Consider the following 22,067-nt stretch of genomic DNA (forward strand, 5'->3'; position numbering starts at 1 on the left):
CAGTTGTGGCAATGGGAGAACCTTGTGGTGTAATGTTGGCAACATTGTACATAAAAACCTACCCGTCTAAATAAGTAATATGCACTTCAATCCGCCATTAGAGTCAGCGACTCTTATCAAACGCTATAAACGCTTTCTCACTGACATCAAACTTCCAGACGGCAGCGAGCGTACTATTCACTGTGCTAACACTGGCGCAATGACAGGATGTGCGACCCCAGGCAACACCGTTTGGTACTCAACATCCGATAACGCAAAAAGAAAGTACCCAAACAGCTGGGAGATCTCAGAAACAGATAAAGGTCACCGTATTTGTGTAAATACTGCGCGAGCAAACCAGCTAGCGGTGGAAGCAATTGAAAATGGGACTATAGTTGAACTCTTAGGTTATAACGCGTTACGAACCGAAGTGAAGTATGGTAACGAGAATAGTCGAATTGACATTCTGCTTGAAGATAACGAAAAGCCGCCTTGTTATATCGAAGTAAAAAGCGTCACTTTGCTCGACGAGCAACAAGTGTCAACTAAACAACAAGCGTCAACCGAAGGACAAGGTTTTTTCCCTGATGCGGTCACCACCAGAGGCCAAAAACATCTGCGTGAACTCACAGAAATGGTCGAATCTGGAAATAGAGCCGTACTTTTATTCACTGTTTTGCATTCAGGTATTGAAAAAGTGTCTGCGGCACACCATATAGACGCCAAATATTCGTTATTACTAAAACAAGCACAAGACGCTGGAGTTGAAGTGCTTTGCTATAAAGCAGAGCTCAGCAGTACTCAAATACAACTAAAACAATCTGTTGAATTTATCAATAACTGAACAAAGATGTTGAACAAATCACATTGATTGCAAGTTTGAATAAGAGTATTTGCCACCATTCGTTCTTTCTGCTATAGATACCCGCCTTAAAATTAGCTGCTTTGCAGTTGACTAGGTGTAAATAGGAGATGCTGTATGCCAGAATCTAAGAAAAAAGCGCTAGGCATCCTAGCCATCGCAGGTGTTGAACCGTACCAAGAAAAGCCAGGTGAAGAATACATGTCACCTGAGCAAACGGAACATTTTACAAAAATTTTAGCAGCTTGGCGCAACCAGCTCAGGGAAGAAGTTGATCGTACTGTTCACCACATGCAGGACGAAGCAGCGAATTTCCCAGACCCAGTTGACCGTGCTTCTCAAGAAGAAGAATTCAGCCTAGAGCTACGCAACCGTGACCGTGAGCGTCGTCTAATCAAGAAAATTGAAAAGACACTAGACAAGATCGAAGAAGACGATTTCGGCTTCTGTGATTCTTGCGGTATCGAGATTGGCATTCGTCGCCTTGAAGCTCGTCCAACTGCTGACCTTTGTATTGACTGTAAAACACTTGCAGAGATCAAAGAGAAACAGATGCAAGGTTAATTCTTGCAGATATAAAGAAAGGGAGCTTTGGCTCCCTTTTTTGTTGGTGAACTCAGCGTTGAAGCGTGAGTTTGAAGCAATACTACGACAGTTAAACGTCTTAAGAATCAGCTACTGCGGTACCATCCAGATTAGGTTATTCACACATGAATTATATCGGGCGCTTTGCACCATCACCGTCAGGTCCTCTTCATTTTGGCTCACTTGTTGCTGCTCTTGGTAGCTACTTCCAAGCAAAATCTAACCAAGGAAAATGGTTGGTTCGTATGGAAGACCTAGATCCGCCAAGAGAAATGGCTGGAGCTGCAGACCTGATTCTTAAGACGCTTGAGGCTTACCATCTCTTTTGGGATGGCGAAGTTGTCTATCAAAGCCAACGTCACAACATGTATCAAGCTCAAATTGATCAATGGGTCGCTGATAAACAAGCCTACTACTGCCAATGCACTCGTAAACAGATAAAAGCCTTAGGCGGTTTCTATAATGGTCACTGCCGACACGCAGGTTTGATTGATTCAGGTGAGCAAGCAGTACGCTTGTGTATGGATTACCCTGTCGAGTCGTTTGACGATGTTCGTCACGGTACAATCCAGATACCTAAGGCATTAGCGGAAGAAGATTTCATTATCAAACGTCGAGATGGATTGTTTGCTTATAACTTGGCAGTTGTCCTTGATGATATCGGCCAAGGGGTGACAGAAGTTGTTAGAGGCGCAGACCTAATCGAACCAACAGGTCGACAAATCAGTTTGTATAAGACACTCAAGCAAAAAACCGTCAGTTACCTGCACTTACCATTGGCAACCGATGGCTTGGGGAATAAACTGTCAAAACAGAACCACGCCACAGCCATCGATCTCGACAACCCAAAACCAACGCTACTGAATGCCATGCAATTCTTAGGATTCGCTATTCCTAAGGCTATTTGTGAGGCTTCAATCGATGAGATTTTATTGTGGGGCTGCCAACAATGGAACGTCAGTCAGTTACCTGATAGTTTACAAAAAGAGCACTGTAATTAGCTCGAAATTCACGGCAAATAGCAAAAACGACACATAAAAATGCCATAACCTACCACAGTGGTTAAGCAGACGATGTTCTCAAATGGCTCGCGCTAAGCTATTATTAGCCGCAATTAAACTCTGCACTACCACTTTGGACTAAGAGAAAAACAAAGTTGGCGATACCTACTTTGTTCTAAACTAATGAATACAAACGACAATACCCCAAGCGAACAACGCGGATTCCACGAATTGGCTCTGAATATTTATACTCGTCAAGAGCACAATATTTCACGCAAGCAGATCAGCGACAACGCACTAAAAGTGTTATATCGCCTGAATGGTGCGGGTTTTGACGCGTTTTTAGTCGGTGGTGGTGTACGCGATATCCTATTAGGCTCTCAGCCAAAAGATTTTGATATTGCGACCAACGCAACGCCAGAGCAAATCAAGAACCTTTTCAGAAACTGTCGCCTTATCGGTCGCCGTTTCCGCTTGGCGCATATCATGTTTGGTCGTGACATCATTGAAGTAGCCACTTTCCGAGGTCACCATCAAGAGCCATCGAAAAACGTGTCTGCACAATCTAAAGAAGGCATGCTGCTACGAGATAACGTATACGGCAGTGTTGATGAAGATGCAGAGCGCCGCGATTTCACAATCAACGCGATGTACTACAACATTGCAGACTACAGCATCCACGATTACGCCGGTGGTGTAGAAGATTTAGAAGACAAACTGATCCGTCTAATCGGCGATCCAGAAACACGCTACCGCGAAGACCCAGTACGTATGCTACGTGCAATGCGCTTCGCCGCTAAACTGGATTTCGATATTGAAGAAGATACAGCCGATCCAATCGAAGAGCTGGCACACCTCCTAAAAGATATCCCGGCAGCGCGTCTTTACGAAGAGTCTCTGAAGTTGCTTCAATCAGGCCACGGTTTAGAAACCTACCATCTGATGCGTGAATACAACCTGTTCCAACAGATGTTCCCTGCAATCGCTGAGTTCTTCACTGAAGAATACGACTCTCACACAGAACAGATGCTTGACTTGGTACTCGACTCGACTGACCTTCGTATCGAAGATGGTAAACGCGTAAACCCTGCGTTTATGTTTGCTGCGATTCTTTGGTACCCAATGAACAAGTTGGCAGACAAGCTAGTCGCAGAGCAAGGCATGGCGCACTACGATGCGATCATGGAAGCGAGCAACATTATCCTTGACCAACAAGTTAAATCTATTGCTATCCCTCGTCGTCACACAGCAACCATTCGTGAAGTTTGGCAGCTGCAATTACGACTGCCTCGCCGTAACGGTAAACGTGCCGTTCGCCTAATGGAGCTAAACAAGTTCCGTGCAGGCTACGATTTCCTAGAAATGCGTGGTGAGATTGAAGGTGGCGAAACCAAAGATCTAGCGAAATGGTGGGAGCGCTACCAAACAGCCGGTCGCAACATGCGCCAAGCCATGGCTAATGATGTAGCAGCACCAGCAAAGTCAGGCAATCGTCGCCGTAAGACTTACCGAAACAAAAAGAGTAAGCAATCAGAATGATCACTGCTTACATTGCGGTCGGCAGCAACCTTGCCGACCCAGTTAGCCAAGCAAATTTGGCTATCGAAACGCTAAAAAACCTACCGCGATCAACGTTTGTTGCGACCTCACAGCTATATAGTAGCACTCCAATGGGGCCACAAAATCAACCAGACTACATCAATGCGGTAGTGGCAATCCAAACCGAATTAACGCCAATTGAACTGCTTGATTGCACTCAAAAAATCGAGCTAGAGCAAGGGCGCGTCCGTAAAGACGAGCGTTGGGGCCCAAGAACCTTGGATCTCGACATTGTGTTATACGGCAATGAGGTGATCGATTCAGAGCGCTTAATCGTTCCTCATTACGGAATGAAAGAACGAGAGTTTGTACTCTACCCGCTTGCTGAAATCGCACCAAGTTTACAACTCCCTGATGGGACTGAGCTGACAGAACTACTCAAAATAGTAGATAAGAACGGGCTCAATGTTTGGCAGCAATAGCCAAGCGCATTAAGGAAAACCAATGAAAAAAGTAACCATTAACGACCTTATCAAATGCAAAACTGAAGGCCGTAAATTCGCGACTTCGACAGCTTACGATGCGAGCTTTGCTCAATTATTCGAAAGCCAAGAAATGCCAGTGCTGCTTGTCGGTGATTCACTGGGTATGGTTCTACAAGGCCATAACGACACATTACCAGTTACTGTTGAAGAGATTGCTTACCATACGCGCTCAGTGCGTGCAGGTAGCCCTAACTGTCTTCTTATGGCTGACATGCCTTTCATGAGCTACGCGACTCCAGAGCAAGCTTGTGAGAGCGCAGCAACGTTAATGCGTGCTGGCGCGAACATGGTAAAAATCGAAGGCGGAAGCTGGTTGGTTGATACTGTGAAGATGCTAACAGAGCGTGCAGTACCAGTTTGTGCACACTTGGGCTTAACGCCTCAGTCTGTGAACATCTTTGGTGGTTACAAGATTCAAGGCCGTGACGACGAGCAAGCCGATAAAATGGTTGCTGATGCTCTAGCATTGCAAAACGCAGGCGCACAAATCGTTCTACTTGAATGTGTACCAGCTTCATTAGCAAAACGAATTACAGAAGCTTGTGACGTACCAGTTATCGGTATCGGCGCAGGTAACGTTACCGATGGTCAGATCCTTGTTATGCATGACATGTTCGGTATTTCTGCGAATTACATGCCGAAATTCTCTAAGAATTTCCTAGCTGAAACAGGTGATATGCGTAAGGCAGTAGCTCTATACAAAGAAGAAGTAGAGAGCGCGCGCTTCCCTGATGAAGCTCATACAATCGCTTAGGAGTAAGTATGCAAACTTTTGCTGAAATAGCGGCTCTTCGTGAGCAGATTAAACAGTTTAAGCGTGATGGACGTACGGTTGCTTTTGTTCCGACAATGGGAAACCTGCATGAAGGCCACTTAACTCTGGTAAAGAAAGCTCGCGAGTTGGCTGACATTGTTGTGGTAAGCATCTTTGTTAACCCAATGCAGTTTGACCGTGCTGACGATCTAAACAACTACCCTCGTACGTTAGAAGCTGATTTAAGCAAACTAACAGGCGAAGGTGTTGAACTGGTATTTACACCAACACCAGAGGTTATGTACCCAGAAGGACTAGACAAGCAGACGTTTGTTGAAGTCCCGGGAATCTCTCACATGCTTGAAGGTGCTTCTCGTCCGGGTCACTTCCGCGGCGTATCAACAATTGTCACTAAACTGTTCAACATCGTTCAGCCAGATTTTGCATGCTTCGGCGAGAAAGATTTCCAGCAACTTGCTGTGATTCGCCAGATGACGACTGACTTAGCGTTAGACATTGAAGTTGTGGGTGTCGCGACGGTTCGTGAAATGGACGGTTTAGCAATGAGCTCTCGTAATAGCAATCTCACCATTGATGAGCGTCAACGTGCTCCTGTTCTAGCGCGCACCATGCGTTGGATCAGCAGTGCAATTCGTGGCGGTCGCGATGATTACGCATCAGTGATTGAAGATGCAACAGACCAGCTTCGCGCAGCAGATCTGCAACCAGATGAGATCTTCATTTGTGATGCTAAGACTCTGCAAGCCATCACTTCAGAATCAACTCAAGCAGTGATTCTTATGTCAGCTTTCCTAGGTAAGACTCGTCTTATCGACAACCAAGTTCTTGATTTGGTAACGGAAACGAAAGAAGAAGTGAAAGAAGAAACGGCTGAGTAATCGCGTTCTTCTCTTTGCGTAAACCTGCTTCTAACGCAAGGCAAAAACACAAATGCAGAACATAAAAAAGGTCGATGTAATATCGACCTTTTTCTTTGCCTGCAATTCAGGGGAATCAAGAGTTAGCTGCGTAAACCGATACCTTTCGTCACTAGGTAATGTGCGATGCCATACAGCAGCACGATAAACACACCTAGCACACCAAACGACGTCACAATCCCCACATCAGACACACCCAAGAAACCATATCTGAACGCGTTTACCATGTACACGATAGGGTTCAGCTTCGATATACCTTGCCAAAACTCAGGTAATAAACTGATCGAGTAGAACACACCACCAAGATAAGTCAGTGGTGTCAAGATAAAGGTAGGGATAATCGAGATGTCATCAAACGTGCGAGCAAAGACAGCATTAATCAGGCCACCCAGTGAGAACACGACTGAAGTTAGAAATACAGTCGCAATGATCACGCCCCAATGATCGACTTGTAGGTCAACAAAGAACAGTGATACGAAGGTTACGATAGTGCCGACTAGCAAACCACGCACGACACCACCCATCACAAAACCAGCGATAATCACATAGTTAGGTACTGGTGCTACAAGCAGCTCTTCAATGTTCTTTTGGAATTTAGCACTAAAGAACGACGATGCGACATTTGAATATGAGTTGGTGATCACCGACATCATGATCAAACCCGGGACAATGTATTCCATGTAGCTAAAGCCGTTCATTTCACCAATACGCGCACCAATCAGGTTACCGAAAATGATGAAGTAAAGTGTCATGGTAATCGCTGGCGGCACTAGAGTTTGCACCCAGATACGCGTAAAGCGATTGATCTCTTTGGTCAATAAGCTGCAGAAAGCTGTCCAATATAGGCTGTACATATTATTTACTCCCCTCACGGACAATACTCACGAATAGCTCTTCTAGACGGTTTGCTTTGTTACGCATAGAGAGGACTTTCACCTGTTGTTCACTCAACTGAGCAAAGATGGCATTCAAGCCGAGGTTCTTGTCGATTTCAATTTCGAGCGAGCCATTGACCATCACTTGGCTATTCACGCCTTCTAGCTTAGGTTCCGTCGCACCCTCTTCAAGGTCCAGAATAAAGGTTTCGGCACTCAACTTACCTAGCAACGCTTTCATGGTTGTGTTCTCAATCAACTCACCACGATTGATGATACCGATATTGCGACACAGCATTTCCGCTTCTTCTAGGTAGTGCGTGGTCAAGATAATGGTAATGCCCTGCTTCTCGTTAATCTCTTTCAGGAATTCCCACATAGAGCGACGCAGTTCAATATCGACACCTGCAGTTGGCTCATCAAGAATCAGCAGCTGTGGCTCATGCATCAGTGCACGAGCAATCATCAAACGACGCTTCATACCACCAGATAAGTTACGCGCACGTTCGCTACGTTTTCCCCACAAATCGAGTTGAGATAGATACTTTTTCGCACGGTCTTTCGCAAGAGCTTTCGGCACACCGTAGTAACCAGCTTGCTGTAATACGATCTGCTCTACGGTTTCGAACGGGTTAAAGTTAAACTCTTGAGGCACTAAGCCTAGGTTTTGTTTCGCCAACTCCAGATCAGTATCAATGTCGTAGCCGAACACTTTAACCTTGCCTGAAGTCTTATTAACCAGTGATGAGATAACACCGATGGTGGTCGACTTGCCCGCACCATTTGGACCAAGTAGTGCGTAAAAGTCGCCTTTTTCTACTTGTAAACTAATGCCTTTAAGAGCTTCAAAGCCCCCAGCATAAGTTTTTCTTAATTGCTCAATTTCTAATGCATACATAGAGATAGACTGCCATTTGCTATAGATAGATGTTGATGACCGAGCATGAGGAAGAGAGTGAAACGTAAAACGAACTAGCTGAAGCTAACCCAAGATTTGTTTACTCGGCCATTTTGCGAACAAGTTTATCGTTGATTGACGATTAATACAAATATCGATTAGTGCTTTCTTTTTAAAACAGTGGAGGTTCTAAGTTAACTAGAGAAAATGAATGTGTTCGATAAATAAGAAATGCCGCCAAGTCATTCGCTTAACGGCATTTTTATCAGAATAAAATGAAGAATCGATTAATCAAATAAGTTCATCGCTAAAGCTTAGACTGACTCAAACTGGTGCTCGTCTCTTTCAACATAACTGGTTGCAGCTGTCAGCGCTTCGTATCTGAATCGGTAAGTATTGGATTCTGGAACCAAGTCAATGACATGGAATTTCTCAAGTTGCTGACGTGTATTCTCGTTAGGACACAACAAGTACACCTCACACTGCGCATCTAGAGCATCCTTGATGGCATTCTCCAGCGCTAGACCAACGGTTACATCAATCATCGGAACGTCCGTTAAATCTAGAATCATCGCTTCATAGTCAGAGATGCTCGAGTGCTGACGCGAAATCGCCTTTGAAACACTGAAGATCATTGGCCCTGAAAGATAGAAGAAAAGAACTTTACCATTCGCGCTATCGAGTAGCTGACGTTCACTATCAGTGAGTGGGATATCGTCTTCATCATCACCATCACTGATCGCCTTAACTTGCCTCGCTTGCTCTCGGCTCAATCTTTCAATAATCAAAATATTCGAGATAAAGACACCAAGTCCAACAGCAATAATCAGGTCAACAAATACGGTTAGCAGCATTACGCCATACATCACGCCCATGCCCGCATAACTCACCTTGTGCGCACGCTGAATGAAACTCCAATCAAGGATGTTGAAACCTACATACATGGCAATACCTGCTAACACCGCCATAGGAATGGGCTCGGTTAAGCCACCAGCAACCAAAACGACTAGCGCTAACACTAAGGCACGAATTACACCAGAGACTGGAGAGCGCGCACCAACCTGAATATTGGTTACGGTGCCCATAGTCGCGCCCGCACCAGGCAGTGCGCCGAACAGGCCTGAAAGCATATTGGCGATGCCCTGCCCTCGCAGCTCTTTATCAGAGTCATGCTCTTTACGAGTCAGTGAATCACCAATAACCGCAGTCAAAAGCGTATCAATACAACCCAACGTACCAAGCACTAAGGCATCGATAACCATGGTAGTGAACTGCTCAGCGCTGATAGTAGGAATAACAAGAGAAGGTAGGCCTGCAGGGATTTCACCAATGCGGCGAATAGAGTCGGTATCGAAGAAGATAACAGACAGCAGAGTTACAGCCACTAACGCGACCAGTTGTGCGGGCACATACTTACGGTACTTAGCTGGGAAGCCAAAGAGAATACCGAGCGTCAGTGCACCCAAAAACAGTTCGCTCACTTTCAAATTTGTTAGCGTATCAGGAAGCTCAGAGAGCGTGCCCATCACTCCACCAGAAGGGGCGGCGTGTCCGAGTAGTGGCGAGAGTTGTAAGATAATCAGAATAACGCCAATACCCGACATAAAACCGGAGATCACGCTATATGGCATCAAAGTAACGTATTTTCCGAGCTTTAACGTACCAAGTAGTATTTGAAATGCACCCGCCATCATCACGACGGTGAAGGTCATTGCCATTCCGGTTTCAGGATATCTAGCGACCATGCTCGTCATTACTGCTGTCATGATCACTGTCATCGGGCCGGTTGGCTCAGATATCAGGCTGCTTGAACCGCCAAACAAAGCGGCAAATAGGCCGACCATAATCGCGCCCCAAAGGCCTGCTTCAGCGCCAGCCCCAGAAGCAACACCAAATGCCAACGCTAACGGCAGTGAGATGATGGCTGTAGTCACACCGCCAAACATATCCCCTTTGAGATTGATATCCGTAAAACGACTTCCAAACAAAACACACCTTCCTGATGATGAAATGACAAACCTTATCACTTTAACAAATGTATCAAGTGTTCAGAAAGTGTTAATTCAATCACATTATTCATGTCTTATAACCGGATTATAGCTTCTAGGCTAAGTTCATGATTTTAACGACTAGAACACGTCAGATGAGTACTAATTGACACAGTTTTTACGAGATTGAATTTGTAACATTGTGTATAGTTGTGATTCTTAATTAAGGGATGTAAGACGCAAAATGCCAGAGATTAAACAGCTTTTTGAAAACAACTCTAAATGGTCTGAAGAAATTCGTTCAGAGCGACCAGAGTATTTTACAACGCTTGAAGAGGGTCAAAACCCTGGTTTCCTATGGATCGGCTGTTCTGATAGCCGTGTACCAGCCGAGCGTCTCACTGGTTTGTATTCTGGCGAACTGTTTGTTCATCGAAACGTTGCTAACCAAGTGGTTCATACCGACCTAAACTGCCTGTCTGTTGTGCAGTACGCGGTTGATGTACTTAAAGTTAAACACATTATTGTTTGTGGTCACTACGGTTGTGGCGGTGTTAACGCGGCAATTGATAATCCTAAACTTGGCCTAATCAATAACTGGTTACTTCACATCCGCGACAATTACCTAAAATACCGTAAGCAGATCGAGGGGCTTCCTCGTGAACAGTGGGGTGACAAACTGTGCGAGATTAACGTCGCAGAGCAGGTTTATAACCTAGGTAACTCAACCATTATGCAAAACGCATGGGAGCGAGGCCAAGAGGTTGAAATACACGGTGTGGTTTACGGCATTGGCGATGGCAAGTTACAAGACCTTGGCGTACGTTGCTCAAGTAACGATACCCTAGAGAACAGTCATTTAGAGGCATTGAATAAAATCTTAACGACGCCTCTTCTTAGCCAGCAAGGCTAGACCATTTCGCTATAAATACAAAAAGCCCGCTTGATGCGGGCTTTTTAATGACTTCTATTCGACAAGCGTAATAATTACTCTTGAGGTACAACTTTACCGATGTACGGTAGGTGACGATATTTTTGTGCGTAGTCGATACCAACACCAACAACGAACTCGTCAGGGATTTCAAAACCGATCCACTTAGTATCTACTGTCACTTCACGACGAGAAGGCTTGTCTAGTAGCGTACAGATTTCGATAGATTTAGGACCACGTAGGCTCAGAATCTCTTTCACTTTCGTCAGTGTGTTACCTGTATCGATAATGTCTTCTACAAGTAGAACGTCTTTACCTTGGATATCATCATCCAAGTCTTTCAAGATACGAACATCACGTGAGCTTTCCATGCCGTTGCCGTAGCTAGACGCAGTCATGAAATCAACTTGGTGAGTTAAATCGATAGCACGAGCAAGATCCGCCATAAAGACAAAAGATCCACGTAATAAGCCAACTAAAACTAGATCTTCACTACCCTTGTAGTGTTCCGTGATCTGTTTACCTAGTTCGTTCACTCGATCCTGAACTTCTTGCTCAGAGATCATGACTTCAACTGTATGCTTCATACTGCTCTCATTTTATTTGGTGATTGCGACAAGTGTAGACAGTTCTGCCATCGGCGCCGCTCAATTTGTGCGTAAGTCTAGCACTGCTCAAATACCCACACCACCTTATGGTTCAAATTTACTGTCAGATTATCAACGATAATACGCGTTGATGCCTTGTCCGATACTCGCTTCCTTTCACATCAATACTGATCACGCTTTATGTATCAAGTTTGATGTAACTGTCTATTAAATAAGCTCAAAGGATTGACCATTCGCATATGCACCATTACACTCATCTTGGCTTAAATAATAATAAAATCATTAATATAAGAAATTCGTTGGCAAGGAAAACAAAATGGACTCAATCTCTAAGAGACCTAGAACTAGGCTTTCACCCCTAAAAAGAAAACTTCAATTGATGGAAATTGCACTTGAAGTTTTCTCTCGCCGTGGCATTGGCCGTGGTGGACACGCAGACATTGCAGATATTGCTCAGGTGTCTGTAGCGACCGTATTTAACTACTTCCCAACCCGTGAAGATCTGGTTGATGAAGTACTGAATCACGTTGTACGCCAATTCTCTAACTTCCTTTCAGACAATATCGACTTAGATATTCACGCAAAAGAAAACCTACATAATATTGCGACTGAAATGGTGACGTTAGTGGCTCAAGATAGCCATTGGTTGAACGTATGGTTCGAGTGGAGCGCATCAACTCGTGATGAAGTATGGCCTCTGTTCGTAACGACTAACCGCACTAACCAAATGTTAGTACAGAACATGTTTAGCAAAGCGATTGAACGCGGCGAAGTTTGCGACGATCACGATCCTAAGCATCTAGCGAACCTATTCCACGGCATCTGCTACTCGCTATTCATTCAAGCGAAACGTGTAGAAACGCCTGAAGAGCTTTCAAGCTTAACGGATAGCTACCTAAACATGCTGTGCATCTATAAGTAGATTCGAGATTCGAGATTCGAGATTCGAGATTCGAGATTCGAGATTCGAGATTCGAGATTCGAGATTCGAGATTCGAGATTCGAGATTCGAGATTCGAGATTCGAGATTCGAGATTCGAGATTCGAGATTCGAGAAGAATTGTGAAGGGTTGACCTAATGGGTCAACCCTTTTGTTTTTAGCATTCGCTCTTCGTATCCCGGAGCGCAGCGTACTCGCATCTCGGAGTGAAACGTTCCTGCTCCTTACTTCAGACATAAAAAAGCCGCTGACGAATCAGCGGCTTTTAAAAACATTAGCGAGTGGCTAAGAAAGAATTACTTCTTCTTTTTCACAGCTTTTTTGTTTGGAAGGTCAGTGATTGAACCTTCGAATACTTCCGCAGCTAGACCAACAGACTCGTGTAGAGTTGGGTGAGCGTGGATAGTAAGAGCGATATCTTCTGCGTCACAACCCATTTCGATTGCTAGGCCGATTTCACCAAGAAGCTCACCACCGTTAGTACCAACAACAGCACCACCGATTACGCGATGAGTATCTTTATCGAAGATCATCTTAGTCATACCGTCTGCACAGTCAGAAGCGATTGCACGACCAGAAGCAGCCCAAGGGAAAGTAGCAACTTCGTAGTTTAGGCCTTCCGCTTTCGCTTCTTTCTCTGTCTTACCTACCCAAGCAACTTCTGGCTCAGTGTACGCAATTGATGGGATTACTTTAGGGTCGAAGTAGTGCTTCTTACCAGAGATAACTTCAGCAGCTACGTGACCTTCATGCACACCTTTGTGAGCAAGCATTGGTTGGCCAACAACGTCACCGATCGCGTGGATGTGAGGAACGTTTGTACGCATTTGCTTATCAACATTGATGAAACCGCGCTCATCAACTTCGATACCTGCTTTTTCAGCGTCGATAAGTGCACCGTTTGGAACACGACCGATAGCAACAAGAACAGCATCGTAGCGCTCAGCTTCAGCTGGTGCTTTTTTGCCTTCCATTGAAACGTAGATACCGTCTTCTTTCGCTTCAACAGCTGTTACTTTAGTTTCAAGCATTAGCTTGAACTTGTTCTTAATGCGCTTAGTGAAGACTTTAACGATGTCTTTATCCGCAGCAGGGATAACTTGGTCGAACATCTCAACTACGTCTACTTTAGAACCTAGAGAGTGGTAAACCGTACCCATTTCAAGACCGATGATACCACCGCCCATGATAAGCAGTTTTTCAGGAACTTCGTTTAGCTCAAGTGCATCCGTAGAATCCCAAATACGTGGGTCTTCATGTGGGATGAAAGGAAGCTTGATTGGGCGAGAACCCGCAGCAATGATTGCGTTGTCGAAGTTAACAGTTGTTGCTTCGCCTTCGCCTTCAACAAGAATGCTGTTAGGACCTGTGAACTTACCGAAACCGTTAACAACAGTTACGTTACGCATCTTAGCCATACCGCCAAGACCGCCAGTTAGTTGGTCTACTACTTTTTCTTTCCAGATACGGATCTTGCTGATGTCCGTTTGTGGCTCGCCGAATACAACGCCGTGCTCTGCCATCGCTTTAGCTTCTTCGATTACTTTAGAAACGTGAAGAAGCGCTTTTGATGGAATACAACCAACGTTTAGACATACACCACCAAGAGTGCTGTAACGTTCAACTAGTACTGTTTCTAGACCTAAATCCGCACAACGGAATGCAGCTGAGTAACCAGCAGGACCTGAACCAAGTACAACAACTTGGGCTTTAATTTCTTTGCTCATTGTGACCTCTTGTAGTCATTATCCCTAACAGGCTGAGTAGATGTTCTTAAATTATTGGGCTTTCAAACAGGAAACATTTTACAGAGATGTTAACAGTGTGAAAGTAGCTTTAAGTTAGCCTGTGAGCTAGACAACAATTCCCTTCCGCTTTATGAGAAATGCAGGAAACTGTTCTCTAAAAATAGTCTTTATATAAAGAATTAAGGTGACCCGAAAGCCACCTTAATAATTACTTTCTCAATTACAGTACTAGACGACGAATGTCAGATAGTGCGCTGTTTAGGAAAGTAATGAAACGTGCACCTTCAGCACCATCGATCACACGGTGGTCGTATGATAGAGACAGTGGAAGCTGTAGACGTGGTTGGAACTCTTTGCCGTTCCAAACTGGCTTAATTTCAGACTTAGATACACCTAGGATACCTACTTCTGGCGCATTTACGATTGGAGTAAATGCAGTACCGCCAATACCACCAAGGCTAGAGATTGTGAAACAACCGCCTTGCATGTCTGCCGCTGTTAGCTTACCAGAACGTGCTTTCTTAGAAACAGCCATTAGCTCTTCAGATAGCTCGTAAATGCCTTTCTTGTTCACGTCTTTGAATACAGGAACAACTAGACCGTTTGGTGTATCAACAGCGATACCCACGTTTACGTACTTCTTAAGAATGATGCTTTCGCCATCTTCAGAAAGAGAAGAGTTAAACGCTGGGAATGCTTCTAGCGCTTTAGCAACAGCTTTCATGATGAACACAAGTGGAGTGATCTTCATGCCAGTGTCTTTCTTCGCTTCGATTGCGTTCTGTTCTTTACGGAATGCTTCTAGCTCAGTGATGTCTGCGTTATCCCACTGTGTAACGTGAGGGATCATTACCCAGTTACGGTGTAGGTTTGCGCCAGAGATCTTCTTGATCTTAGAAAGTTTCTGAACTTCAGTTTCGCCGAACTTGCTGAAGTCAACTTTTGGCCATGGTAGTAGACCAAGAGCAGAACCGTCGCCGCCTTTGCCGGATGCTGCTGCACCAGACTCTAGACGCTTAAGTGCATCTTTAACGTAAGACTGAACGTCTTCTTTAAGGATACGGCTCTTACGACCAGTACCTTTAACCTTAGAAAGGTTAACGCCAAACTCACGAGCAAGACGACGAACAACTGGAGAAGCGTGCGCGTAGTCACCATTCTCTTGGAAGTCGCCAGCTGCTGCTGGAGCCGCTGCAGGTGCTTCTGCTTTAGGAGCAGGTGCCGCCGCTGGAGCTGCTGCTTGTGCAGGTGCTGCAACAGGAGCAGGCGCTGCGCCTTCAACTACGAAAGTCATGATTAGAGAGCCAGTTGACACTTTGTCGCCAGCTGCAATCTTGATTTCTTTTACTGTACCAGCGAATGGTGCAGGAACTTCCATTGAAGCTTTGTCGCCTTCAACAGTAATTAGAGATTGCTCTTCTTCTACTGTATCGCCAACCGCTACCATGATTTCAGTAACTTCTACTTCGTCACCGCCGATGTCAGGAACGTTTACTTCTTTCTCAGCAGATGCTGCTGGAGCCGCTGCAACTGGTGCTGCCGCCGAAGGAGCCGGTGCTGCTGCAGGAGCTGAACCAGCTACTTCGAATACCATTACTAGAGAACCAGTAGAAACTGAATCACCAGAAGCGATCTTGATTTCTTTAACGATACCAGCGAATGGTGCAGGAACTTCCATTGAAGCCTTGTCGCCTTCAACAGTAAGAAGAGATTGCTCTTCTTCTACTGCATCACCGATAGCAACCATGATTTCAGTTACTTCAACTTCATCACCGCCGATATCTGGTACGTGAACTTCTTTAAGCTCAGCTGCCGCTGCAGGAGCTGCAGCAACTGGTGCCGCCGCTTCAACTGCTGGCGCAGCCGGTGCTGCTGCAGCACCTTCCGCTTCGAAGATCATGATAAGAGAACCAGTAGAAACAGAATCGCCTTCTGCTACTTTGATTTCTTTAACGATACCCGCTTGAGACGCTGGAACTTCCATTGAAGCTTTGTCGCCTTCAACAGTGATCAGTGACTGCTCTTCTTCAACCTTGTCGCCAACGTTTACAAGAATCTCAGTTACTTCAACCTCGTCAGCACCGATGTCTGGTACATTAATTTCGATTGTCATTGTATTTACCTACCTTAATGCCAGTCTTATGCGTATTGCGGGTTAGTTTTTTCAGTGTCGATATCGAACTTAGCAATTGCTTCAACAACTACTGATTTCTCGATGTCACCACGTTTAGCCAGTTCAGTTAGAGCTGCAACTACGATGTAGCCAGCGTTAACTTCGAAGTGACGACGTAGGTTTGCACGGCTGTCAGAGCGGCCGAAACCATCTGTACCAAGTACTTTGTAAGACTCAGTTGGCATGTACGCACGTACTTGCTCAGCGTAGTTCTTCATGTAGTCAGTCACTGCGATTGCAGGTTCTTTACCAAGAACAGTTGTGATGTACGGTACTTTCTCTTCAGCTTCTGGGTGAAGCATGTTGTCACGCTCTACCGCTTGGCCGTCACGAGTTAGCTCGTTGAACGACGTTACAGAGAATACGTCAGATGCTACGCCGTACTCTTCGCTTAGAATTTCAGCCGCTTTACGCGCTTCGTTCATGATAGTACCAGAGCTCATTAGTTGAACTTTGCCCTTAGCACCAGCGTGAGATTCAAGCTTGTAGATACCTTTACGGATGCCTTCTTCAGCGCCTTCTGGCATTGCTGGCATTGCGTAGTTCTCGTTCATTACTGTTAGGTAGTAGTAAACGTTCTCTTGCTCAGGACCGTACATGCGACGGATACCGTCTTGCATGATTACTGCTAGCTCGTAAGCGAACGTTGGGTCGTAAGAGATACAGTTAGGGATAGTGTTCGCTTGGATGTGCGAGTGACCATCTTCGTGCTGTAGACCTTCACCGTTCAGTGTTGTACGACCAGCTGTAGCACCTAGTAGGAAGCCACGAGCTTGTTGGTCACCTGCTAGCCATGCCATGTCGCCAATACGTTGGAAACCAAACATTGAGTAGTAGATGTAGAACGGGATCATTGGTAGGTCGTTCGTGCTGTATGAAGTTGCAGCTGCAACCCATGAAGCCATAGAACCTAGCTCGTTGATACCTTCTTGAAGTACTTGACCAGACGTTGCTTCTTTGTAGTAAGAAACGATGCCTTTATCTTCAGGTGTGTATTCTTGACCGTGTGGGTTGTAGATACCAACCTGACGGAATAGACCTTCCATACCGAATGTACGAGCTTCATCACAGATGATAGGAACGATGTTCTTACCAATGTTCTTATCTTTAAGAAGGATGTTTAGCGTACGTACATAAGCCATAGTTGTAGAGATATCACGCTTCTGTTCACCTAGTAGAGGTGCGAATGCGTCTAGCTCAGGAACTTTGAATTCTTGAGTGAATTTTGGCAGACGTGCTGGCGTGTAACCTTGTAGGGCTTTACGACGAGCATGTAGGTATTCGTACTCAGCAGAACCTTCTTCCAGAGTCAGGTAAGGAAGCTCAGACACTTTCTCATCAGAAAGGATGTCTTGTAGGCCTAGACGGTCACGTAGGTATTGTACGTGAGTCATGTCCATCTTCTTAACACCGTGAGCGATGTTCTTACCTTCTGCAGCTTCACCCATGCCGTAACCTTTAACTGTCTTAGCTAGGATTACTGTTGGCTTGCCACCTGTCTCTTTTGCATTGTTGAATGCAGCGAACAGTTTAGAAGAATCGTGACCACCACGCTTCAGTTCGAAGATTTGGTCGTCAGTCATGTCTGCAACTAGTGCAGCTGTTTCTGGGTACTTACCAAAGAAGTGCTCACGTACGTATGCGCCATCTTTAGATTTGAATGTCTGGTAGTCACCATCGATAGTTTCGTTCATTAGTTGAAGAAGCTTACCAGTAGTGTCTTTAGCTAGTAGAGAATCCCAGTTGCTACCCCAGATAACTTTAACAACGTTCCAACCTGCACCTTTGAATAGGCCTTCAAGTTCTTGGATGATGCTACCGTTACCCATTACAGGGCCGTCTAGACGCTGTAGGTTACAGTTGATTAGGAAACATAGGTTGTCTAGCTTCTCACGCGCAGCGAAAGAGATAGCACCACGTGATTCTGGCTCATCCATCTCACCGTCGCCTAGGAAAGCGTATACACGTTGAGCAGAAGTATCTTTAAGGCCACGGCCTTCTAGGTACTTAAGGAAACGAGCTTGGTAGATCGCAGAGATCGGACCTAGACCCATAGATACTGTAGGGAACTGCCAGAACTCAGGCATCAGTTTAGGGTGCGGGTAAGAAGGGATACCTTTACCATCAACTTCTTGACGGAAGTTATCTAGCTGCTCTTCAGTTAGACGACCTTCAACGAATGCACGAGAGTAGATACCTGGAGAGATGTGACCTTGGTAGTAAACTAGATCGCCACCGTCAGTCTCGTTTGGAGCACGGAAGAAGTGGTTGAAACATACTTCGTAGAACGCTGCTGCTGACTGGTAAGAAGCCATGTGACCACCAAGGTCTAGGTCTTTCTTAGAAGCACGCAATACGATCATGATTGCGTTCCAGCGAATAATCGAACGAATACGACGCTCAAGAGTTACGTCACCAGGGTAAGCTGGCTCTTGTGCTGCTGGAATTGTGTTGATGTAGTTTGTGTTGATGCCTGTAGCCATATCAACACCATCTAAACGCGCTTTATCTAGAACTTGTTCTAGTAAAAACTGTGCACGTTCTACACCTTCTTCACGTACTACTGACTCAAGAGCTTCTAACCAATCTTGAGTTTCCAGAGCATCAACGTCATGCTTCATGTCAGACATGGCGATCTATCCTTTTTGTTAGTTGGATTCTACTAAACACGTAAAAAGCCGAAGTATTACGGCTATTTACCCTGTTGAATTCGACGTAGAGAACGTTCGCGGCGCGACTCTTCCTTCGTCAAATCCAGCAATGTTTCTTCGATGTAAGCTAAATGAGAGTGTGACATTTCACGTGCCTGTTCTGGCTGCCCTGAAACAATCGCATCTACAATGTTAGCTCGATGTATACTCACTTTCTCCACAACGTCTTTACGACGATGCAACAGCTTTAAATTCTCTAAGACGTTTTGTTCGAGTAACGGAGCCAAACTACGAACAATGTGCAATAACACCACATTGTGCGCTGCCTCTGTTAAAGCAATAAGAAAAGCCATCACCGCTGCAGATTCGGCTTCAATATCACCCTTATCTTGCGCGCCGTGAATTTTATCTTGGCATGCTTGAATTCGAGCAAAGTCTTCACCAGTGCCACGCAATGCCGCGAAGTAAGCCGAAATCCCTTCCATCGCATGACGCGATTCCAACAAGTCTAGTTGGGTTTCAGAATGGGAGGACAACAAATTAAGCAAAGGATCTGAAAAGCTTTTCCAGATATTTTCGCTAACAAACGTACCTCCACCTTGACGGCGAGTAAGCAAGCGTTTTGCTTCTAAACGTTGTATCGCTTCTCGGATTGAAGGACGAGACACATCGAACTGTTTCGCCAGTTCACGCTCAGGCGGCAGCTGCTGCCCTGGAGCCAGTGTTCCTTCCACTATCAACCTTTCTAACTCTTGTTCGATAACATCGGAGAGTTTTGGCTGACGAATCCTTTGATAAGCCATAGTTTGCTGTTCTTCTTTTTCTTCGCTGACAATTGGTAATACCAATTTTAAGTTGGGCAGAAATTAACATAATTAAAACGCCACTGTCCAGCGTAAAATTGACCTGCATCATAGAATGCAGTGTGAATTAACCGTGATTTAACAAATGAAATTTAAAACAGCAACCAAATTGGTCTTACCATTTACAGGGGTAATACTTTTGGGGAGGATTCGTGCTAGAAAGTTTCAGGATAAAAATGAATTGTTTCAGAAAGATTAGCCTAACTCGGTTAAAAATCGAACCAAGCGCACATTTGGGAGGGAATTTCTGTTCACAAATTTTAATATATGAGTGTTTGATAAGCTCGTCACACTCTCGATTTATTGATGCCCTTCCTTCAACCACTTTCTTTACATCGCAACAACAAAAATTCACAAGTGATTATGCTCAGCGTTGACTATCTATGGCTCTGTAATCAACAGAGCCATAAAGAGAATGAAAGCCTAGAAGTTCAGCTCACCTTTAAACTTCTGCCAATCGAAAACCAAACCTGGGTCAGTTTTGCGCAGAGGTGCAATATATTGATGGCCAGTGATGCGTTCATTGGTGATCTGAGGAAAGCTTGATATCAGTGATTCCGTTAACTGAGTCAGCGCTTGATATTGCTGCTCGGTGTAAGTAACAAAGTCACTGCCTTCCAGTTCAATACCGATTGAATAATCATTGCACCTTTCACGCCCTGCAAAACTCGACTGACCGGCATGCCAAGCTCGATCAAGGAAAGAAACGAACTGCACCACTTCGCCATCGCGACGAATCAAGCTGTGTGCAGACACACCCATTTGATGAATCACCTTAAAAAAGGGATGCTCAGCGGCGTCTAGCTTACCCGTAAAGAACTGCTCGATATAAGGCCCACCAAATTGCCCCGGTGGCAGGCTAATATTGTGGACCACCAGCAGAGAGATATCATCGACACTCGGCCGAGCGTCAAAATACGGGGAAGGAACATGCCGAGCGTTGTCGTACCATCCGTTGGAGCTGATCGTCATCTTGGTCTCACTTTCTTTTCTGCTAGCACAATAAGATGTGACCTTGCCCATAGAGCAGTCGCGCTAGCCTCTTTAATTTGAAGTTAAGCAAGAGTATCATTCCATTCCCACTCCCTTTCAAGATTAGATTTGCGATGAAAAACACACATAACAGCCACCAACGCCTTGACTACTTAAAAGAGCAACTGCCTCTAGAGATCACTCGTGCAGTAGCCGAGACTATTAAAGAAGATCTAGGTGGCACGTTAGATCCAGCGGCTGACATCACAGCAAGTCTAATCCCAGCAGACGCAATCAACAGCGCAACCATCATTACACGTGAGCACGGTGTGTTCTGTGGTAAAGCATGGGCTGATGAAGTGTTTAAGCAATTGGGCGGTGAAGTAACAATTGAGTGGAATGTAGAAGACGGCGATAAGGTTGAACCAAACCAAACGCTTTGCACGCTAACTGGCCCAGCACGCGCGCTACTAACGGGCGAGCGTAACGCAATGAACTTCATTCAAACACTGTCTGGTTGTGCGACAGCAACAGCTATCTACGCGGACAAAATCAAACACACAGAATGCCGCCTATTAGATACTCGTAAAACGATTCCGGGCCTGCGCAGCGCACTAAAATACGCAGTCGCTTGTGGTGGTGGCTTCAATCACCGTATTGGCGTTTTCGATGCGTACCTAATCAAAGAAAACCACATCATCGCATGTGGTGGTATTGAGAAAGCTATCTCGACAGCAAAAGAACTAAACCCAGGTAAGCCTGTAGAAGTAGAAACAGAAAGCCTAGAAGAACTAGAGCAAGCAATCAACGCGGGTGCAGACATCATCATGCTAGACAACTTCACCACAGACATGATGCGTGAAGCGGTTAAAATCAACGCGGGGCGTGCTGCACTAGAAAACTCTGGCAACGTGACGCTAGACACCATCGCAGAGTTTGCTGAAACGGGTGTGGATTACATCTCGGTAGGTGCGCTAACTAAGCACCTGAAAGCAATGGATCTATCAATGAGATTCAAAGCGTAATTTACTGAATAATAAATAAGTTATCGCTAAAGGCACTGTTAATGACAGTGCCTTTTTTATTACCTTAATTGTCAGTATTTCAAGCCGTTATTTAAGTTGATCGCATAAATTTGCTCACTATATGAAACACCACACTAATAAATACAAAACCACTCGCGCCCACACCTGAACACCATTCCACTTCCCCACCT

General features: G+C 45.1%; 19 protein-coding genes. 10 read left to right on the plus strand and 9 right to left on the minus strand.

The genetic code is table 11. The features are described 5' to 3' along the window. Positions 1–79 precede the first annotated feature (79 nt). From sfsA to panC, 7 genes are all read left to right on the plus strand, one after another. Positions 80–823 carry a DNA/RNA nuclease SfsA gene (gene sfsA / locus FLM53_RS05110; protein WP_176680417.1) on the plus strand — a complete coding sequence of 248 codons (744 nt, stop codon included), beginning with the start codon at positions 80–82 and terminating at the stop codon, positions 821–823. A 135-nt stretch (positions 824–958) separates the two neighbouring features. Further along, a complete protein-coding gene (gene dksA / locus FLM53_RS05115) occupies positions 959–1,405 on the plus strand; it encodes an RNA polymerase-binding protein DksA (RefSeq protein WP_004738189.1) in 447 nt (148 codons plus the stop codon). Between the two features lie 146 nt (positions 1,406–1,551). Continuing rightward, a complete protein-coding gene (gluQRS, locus tag FLM53_RS05120; RefSeq protein ID WP_176680418.1) occupies positions 1,552–2,427 on the plus strand; it encodes a tRNA glutamyl-Q(34) synthetase GluQRS in 876 nt (291 codons plus the stop codon). A 183-nt stretch (positions 2,428–2,610) separates the two neighbouring features. Beyond that, complete coding sequence (pcnB, locus tag FLM53_RS05125; RefSeq protein WP_176680419.1) at positions 2,611–3,966, plus strand: polynucleotide adenylyltransferase PcnB; 1,356 nt, start codon at positions 2,611–2,613, stop codon at positions 3,964–3,966. Next, positions 3,963–4,448 (plus strand): 2-amino-4-hydroxy-6-hydroxymethyldihydropteridine diphosphokinase, encoded by a 486-nt coding sequence (gene folK / locus FLM53_RS05130; protein ID WP_048664512.1) that lies wholly within the window; start codon positions 3,963–3,965, stop codon positions 4,446–4,448. The genes pcnB and folK overlap by 4 nt, the downstream gene beginning before the upstream one ends. Positions 4,449–4,470: 22 nt before the next feature. After that, complete coding sequence (gene panB / locus FLM53_RS05135; RefSeq protein WP_176680420.1) at positions 4,471–5,265, plus strand: 3-methyl-2-oxobutanoate hydroxymethyltransferase; 795 nt, start codon at positions 4,471–4,473, stop codon at positions 5,263–5,265. 8 nt (positions 5,266–5,273) lie between these two features. Continuing rightward, the gene (gene panC / locus FLM53_RS05140; RefSeq protein ID WP_086048786.1) at positions 5,274–6,164 is read left to right on the plus strand and encodes a pantoate--beta-alanine ligase; all 891 of its coding nucleotides are present in this window, start codon (positions 5,274–5,276) and stop codon (positions 6,162–6,164) included. 122 nt (positions 6,165–6,286) lie between these two features. On the opposite strand, the gene FLM53_RS05145 is transcribed toward panC, so the two are convergent. The 3 genes from FLM53_RS05145 to FLM53_RS05155 all read right to left on the minus strand — a co-directional run bounded on the left by FLM53_RS05145 (position 6,287) and on the right by FLM53_RS05155 (position 9,922). Beyond that, entirely contained in the window at positions 6,287–7,057 is a 771-nt protein-coding gene (locus tag FLM53_RS05145) for an ABC transporter permease (protein WP_176680421.1), read from the minus strand. Between the two features lies 1 nt (position 7,058). Continuing rightward, a complete protein-coding gene (locus tag FLM53_RS05150; protein ID WP_176680422.1) occupies positions 7,059–7,976 on the minus strand; it encodes an ABC transporter ATP-binding protein in 918 nt (305 codons plus the stop codon). A gap of 314 nt (positions 7,977–8,290) precedes the next feature. After that, a complete protein-coding gene (locus FLM53_RS05155; protein ID WP_176680925.1) occupies positions 8,291–9,922 on the minus strand; it encodes a SulP family inorganic anion transporter in 1,632 nt (543 codons plus the stop codon). Between the two features lie 286 nt (positions 9,923–10,208). On the opposite strand from FLM53_RS05155, the gene can reads away from it, so the two are divergent. Next, complete coding sequence (gene can, locus FLM53_RS05160; RefSeq protein ID WP_017633236.1) at positions 10,209–10,877, plus strand: carbonate dehydratase; 669 nt, start codon at positions 10,209–10,211, stop codon at positions 10,875–10,877. 74 nt (positions 10,878–10,951) lie between these two features. Here can and hpt read toward each other — a convergent pair whose 3' ends face one another. Then, on the minus strand, positions 10,952–11,482 hold the full coding sequence (gene hpt, locus FLM53_RS05165; RefSeq protein ID WP_017633235.1) for a hypoxanthine phosphoribosyltransferase: 531 nt from the start codon (positions 11,480–11,482) through the stop codon (positions 10,952–10,954). 337 nt (positions 11,483–11,819) lie between these two features. Between hpt and FLM53_RS05170 the strand changes: the two genes are divergently transcribed. Beyond that, positions 11,820–12,425: a LuxR/HapR/OpaR family quorum-sensing transcriptional regulator gene (locus FLM53_RS05170; protein ID WP_048664508.1), complete on the plus strand. Its 606-nt coding sequence runs from the start codon at positions 11,820–11,822 to the stop codon at positions 12,423–12,425. Between the two features lie 315 nt (positions 12,426–12,740). Here FLM53_RS05170 and lpdA read toward each other — a convergent pair whose 3' ends face one another. The 5 genes from lpdA to ampD all read right to left on the minus strand — a co-directional run bounded on the left by lpdA (position 12,741) and on the right by ampD (position 20,902). Beyond that, positions 12,741–14,171, minus strand: a complete 1,431-nt coding sequence (lpdA, locus tag FLM53_RS05175; RefSeq protein WP_017630530.1) for a dihydrolipoyl dehydrogenase — start codon at positions 14,169–14,171, stop codon at positions 12,741–12,743. A 241-nt stretch (positions 14,172–14,412) separates the two neighbouring features. Beyond that, a complete protein-coding gene (gene aceF, locus FLM53_RS05180; protein WP_176680423.1) occupies positions 14,413–16,305 on the minus strand; it encodes a pyruvate dehydrogenase complex dihydrolipoyllysine-residue acetyltransferase in 1,893 nt (630 codons plus the stop codon). 26 nt (positions 16,306–16,331) lie between these two features. Further along, positions 16,332–18,995, minus strand: coding sequence for a pyruvate dehydrogenase (acetyl-transferring), homodimeric type (aceE, locus tag FLM53_RS05185; RefSeq protein WP_017629814.1), 2,664 nt, complete (start codon positions 18,993–18,995; stop codon positions 16,332–16,334). 62 nt (positions 18,996–19,057) lie between these two features. Beyond that, the gene (gene pdhR / locus FLM53_RS05190) at positions 19,058–19,819 is read right to left on the minus strand and encodes a pyruvate dehydrogenase complex transcriptional repressor PdhR (RefSeq protein ID WP_176680424.1); all 762 of its coding nucleotides are present in this window, start codon (positions 19,817–19,819) and stop codon (positions 19,058–19,060) included. A 483-nt stretch (positions 19,820–20,302) separates the two neighbouring features. Then, complete coding sequence (gene ampD / locus FLM53_RS05195) at positions 20,303–20,902, minus strand: 1,6-anhydro-N-acetylmuramyl-L-alanine amidase AmpD (RefSeq protein WP_176680425.1); 600 nt, start codon at positions 20,900–20,902, stop codon at positions 20,303–20,305. 83 nt (positions 20,903–20,985) lie between these two features. On the opposite strand from ampD, the gene nadC reads away from it, so the two are divergent. After that, entirely contained in the window at positions 20,986–21,876 is an 891-nt protein-coding gene (nadC, locus tag FLM53_RS05200; RefSeq protein ID WP_004738163.1) for a carboxylating nicotinate-nucleotide diphosphorylase, read from the plus strand. Positions 21,877–22,067: the final 191 nt, after the last annotated feature.

It is taken from the genome of Vibrio sp. Scap24, assembly GCF_013394185.1.
GTDB classification, from domain to species: Bacteria; Pseudomonadota; Gammaproteobacteria; order Enterobacterales; family Vibrionaceae; genus Vibrio; species Vibrio pomeroyi.

Bases quoted from the DNA above. Each gene is read 5' to 3' on its own strand.
- sfsA (WP_176680417.1), top strand. From the start codon at position 80: ATGCACTTCAATCCGCCATTAGAGTCAGCGACTCTTATCAAACGCTAT.
- dksA (WP_004738189.1), top strand. From the start codon at position 959: ATGCCAGAATCTAAGAAAAAAGCGCTAGGCATCCTAGCCATCGCAGGT.
- gluQRS (WP_176680418.1), top strand. From the start codon at position 1,552: ATGAATTATATCGGGCGCTTTGCACCATCACCGTCAGGTCCTCTTCAT.
- pcnB (WP_176680419.1), top strand. From the start codon at position 2,611: ATGAATACAAACGACAATACCCCAAGCGAACAACGCGGATTCCACGAA.
- folK (WP_048664512.1), top strand. From the start codon at position 3,963: ATGATCACTGCTTACATTGCGGTCGGCAGCAACCTTGCCGACCCAGTT.
- panB (WP_176680420.1), top strand. From the start codon at position 4,471: ATGAAAAAAGTAACCATTAACGACCTTATCAAATGCAAAACTGAAGGC.
- panC (WP_086048786.1), top strand. From the start codon at position 5,274: ATGCAAACTTTTGCTGAAATAGCGGCTCTTCGTGAGCAGATTAAACAG.
- FLM53_RS05145 (WP_176680421.1), bottom strand. From the start codon at position 7,057: ATGTACAGCCTATATTGGACAGCTTTCTGCAGCTTATTGACCAAAGAG.
- FLM53_RS05150 (WP_176680422.1), bottom strand. From the start codon at position 7,976: ATGTATGCATTAGAAATTGAGCAATTAAGAAAAACTTATGCTGGGGGC.
- FLM53_RS05155 (WP_176680925.1), bottom strand. From the start codon at position 9,922: ATGTTTGGCGGTGTGACTACAGCCATCATCTCACTGCCGTTAGCGTTG.
- can (WP_017633236.1), top strand. From the start codon at position 10,209: ATGCCAGAGATTAAACAGCTTTTTGAAAACAACTCTAAATGGTCTGAA.
- hpt (WP_017633235.1), bottom strand. From the start codon at position 11,482: ATGAAGCATACAGTTGAAGTCATGATCTCTGAGCAAGAAGTTCAGGAT.
- FLM53_RS05170 (WP_048664508.1), top strand. From the start codon at position 11,820: ATGGACTCAATCTCTAAGAGACCTAGAACTAGGCTTTCACCCCTAAAA.
- lpdA (WP_017630530.1), bottom strand. From the start codon at position 14,171: ATGAGCAAAGAAATTAAAGCCCAAGTTGTTGTACTTGGTTCAGGTCCT.
- aceF (WP_176680423.1), bottom strand. From the start codon at position 16,305: ATGACAATCGAAATTAATGTACCAGACATCGGTGCTGACGAGGTTGAA.
- aceE (WP_017629814.1), bottom strand. From the start codon at position 18,995: ATGTCTGACATGAAGCATGACGTTGATGCTCTGGAAACTCAAGATTGG.
- pdhR (WP_176680424.1), bottom strand. From the start codon at position 19,819: ATGGCTTATCAAAGGATTCGTCAGCCAAAACTCTCCGATGTTATCGAA.
- ampD (WP_176680425.1), bottom strand. From the start codon at position 20,902: ATGGGCAAGGTCACATCTTATTGTGCTAGCAGAAAAGAAAGTGAGACC.
- nadC (WP_004738163.1), top strand. From the start codon at position 20,986: ATGAAAAACACACATAACAGCCACCAACGCCTTGACTACTTAAAAGAG.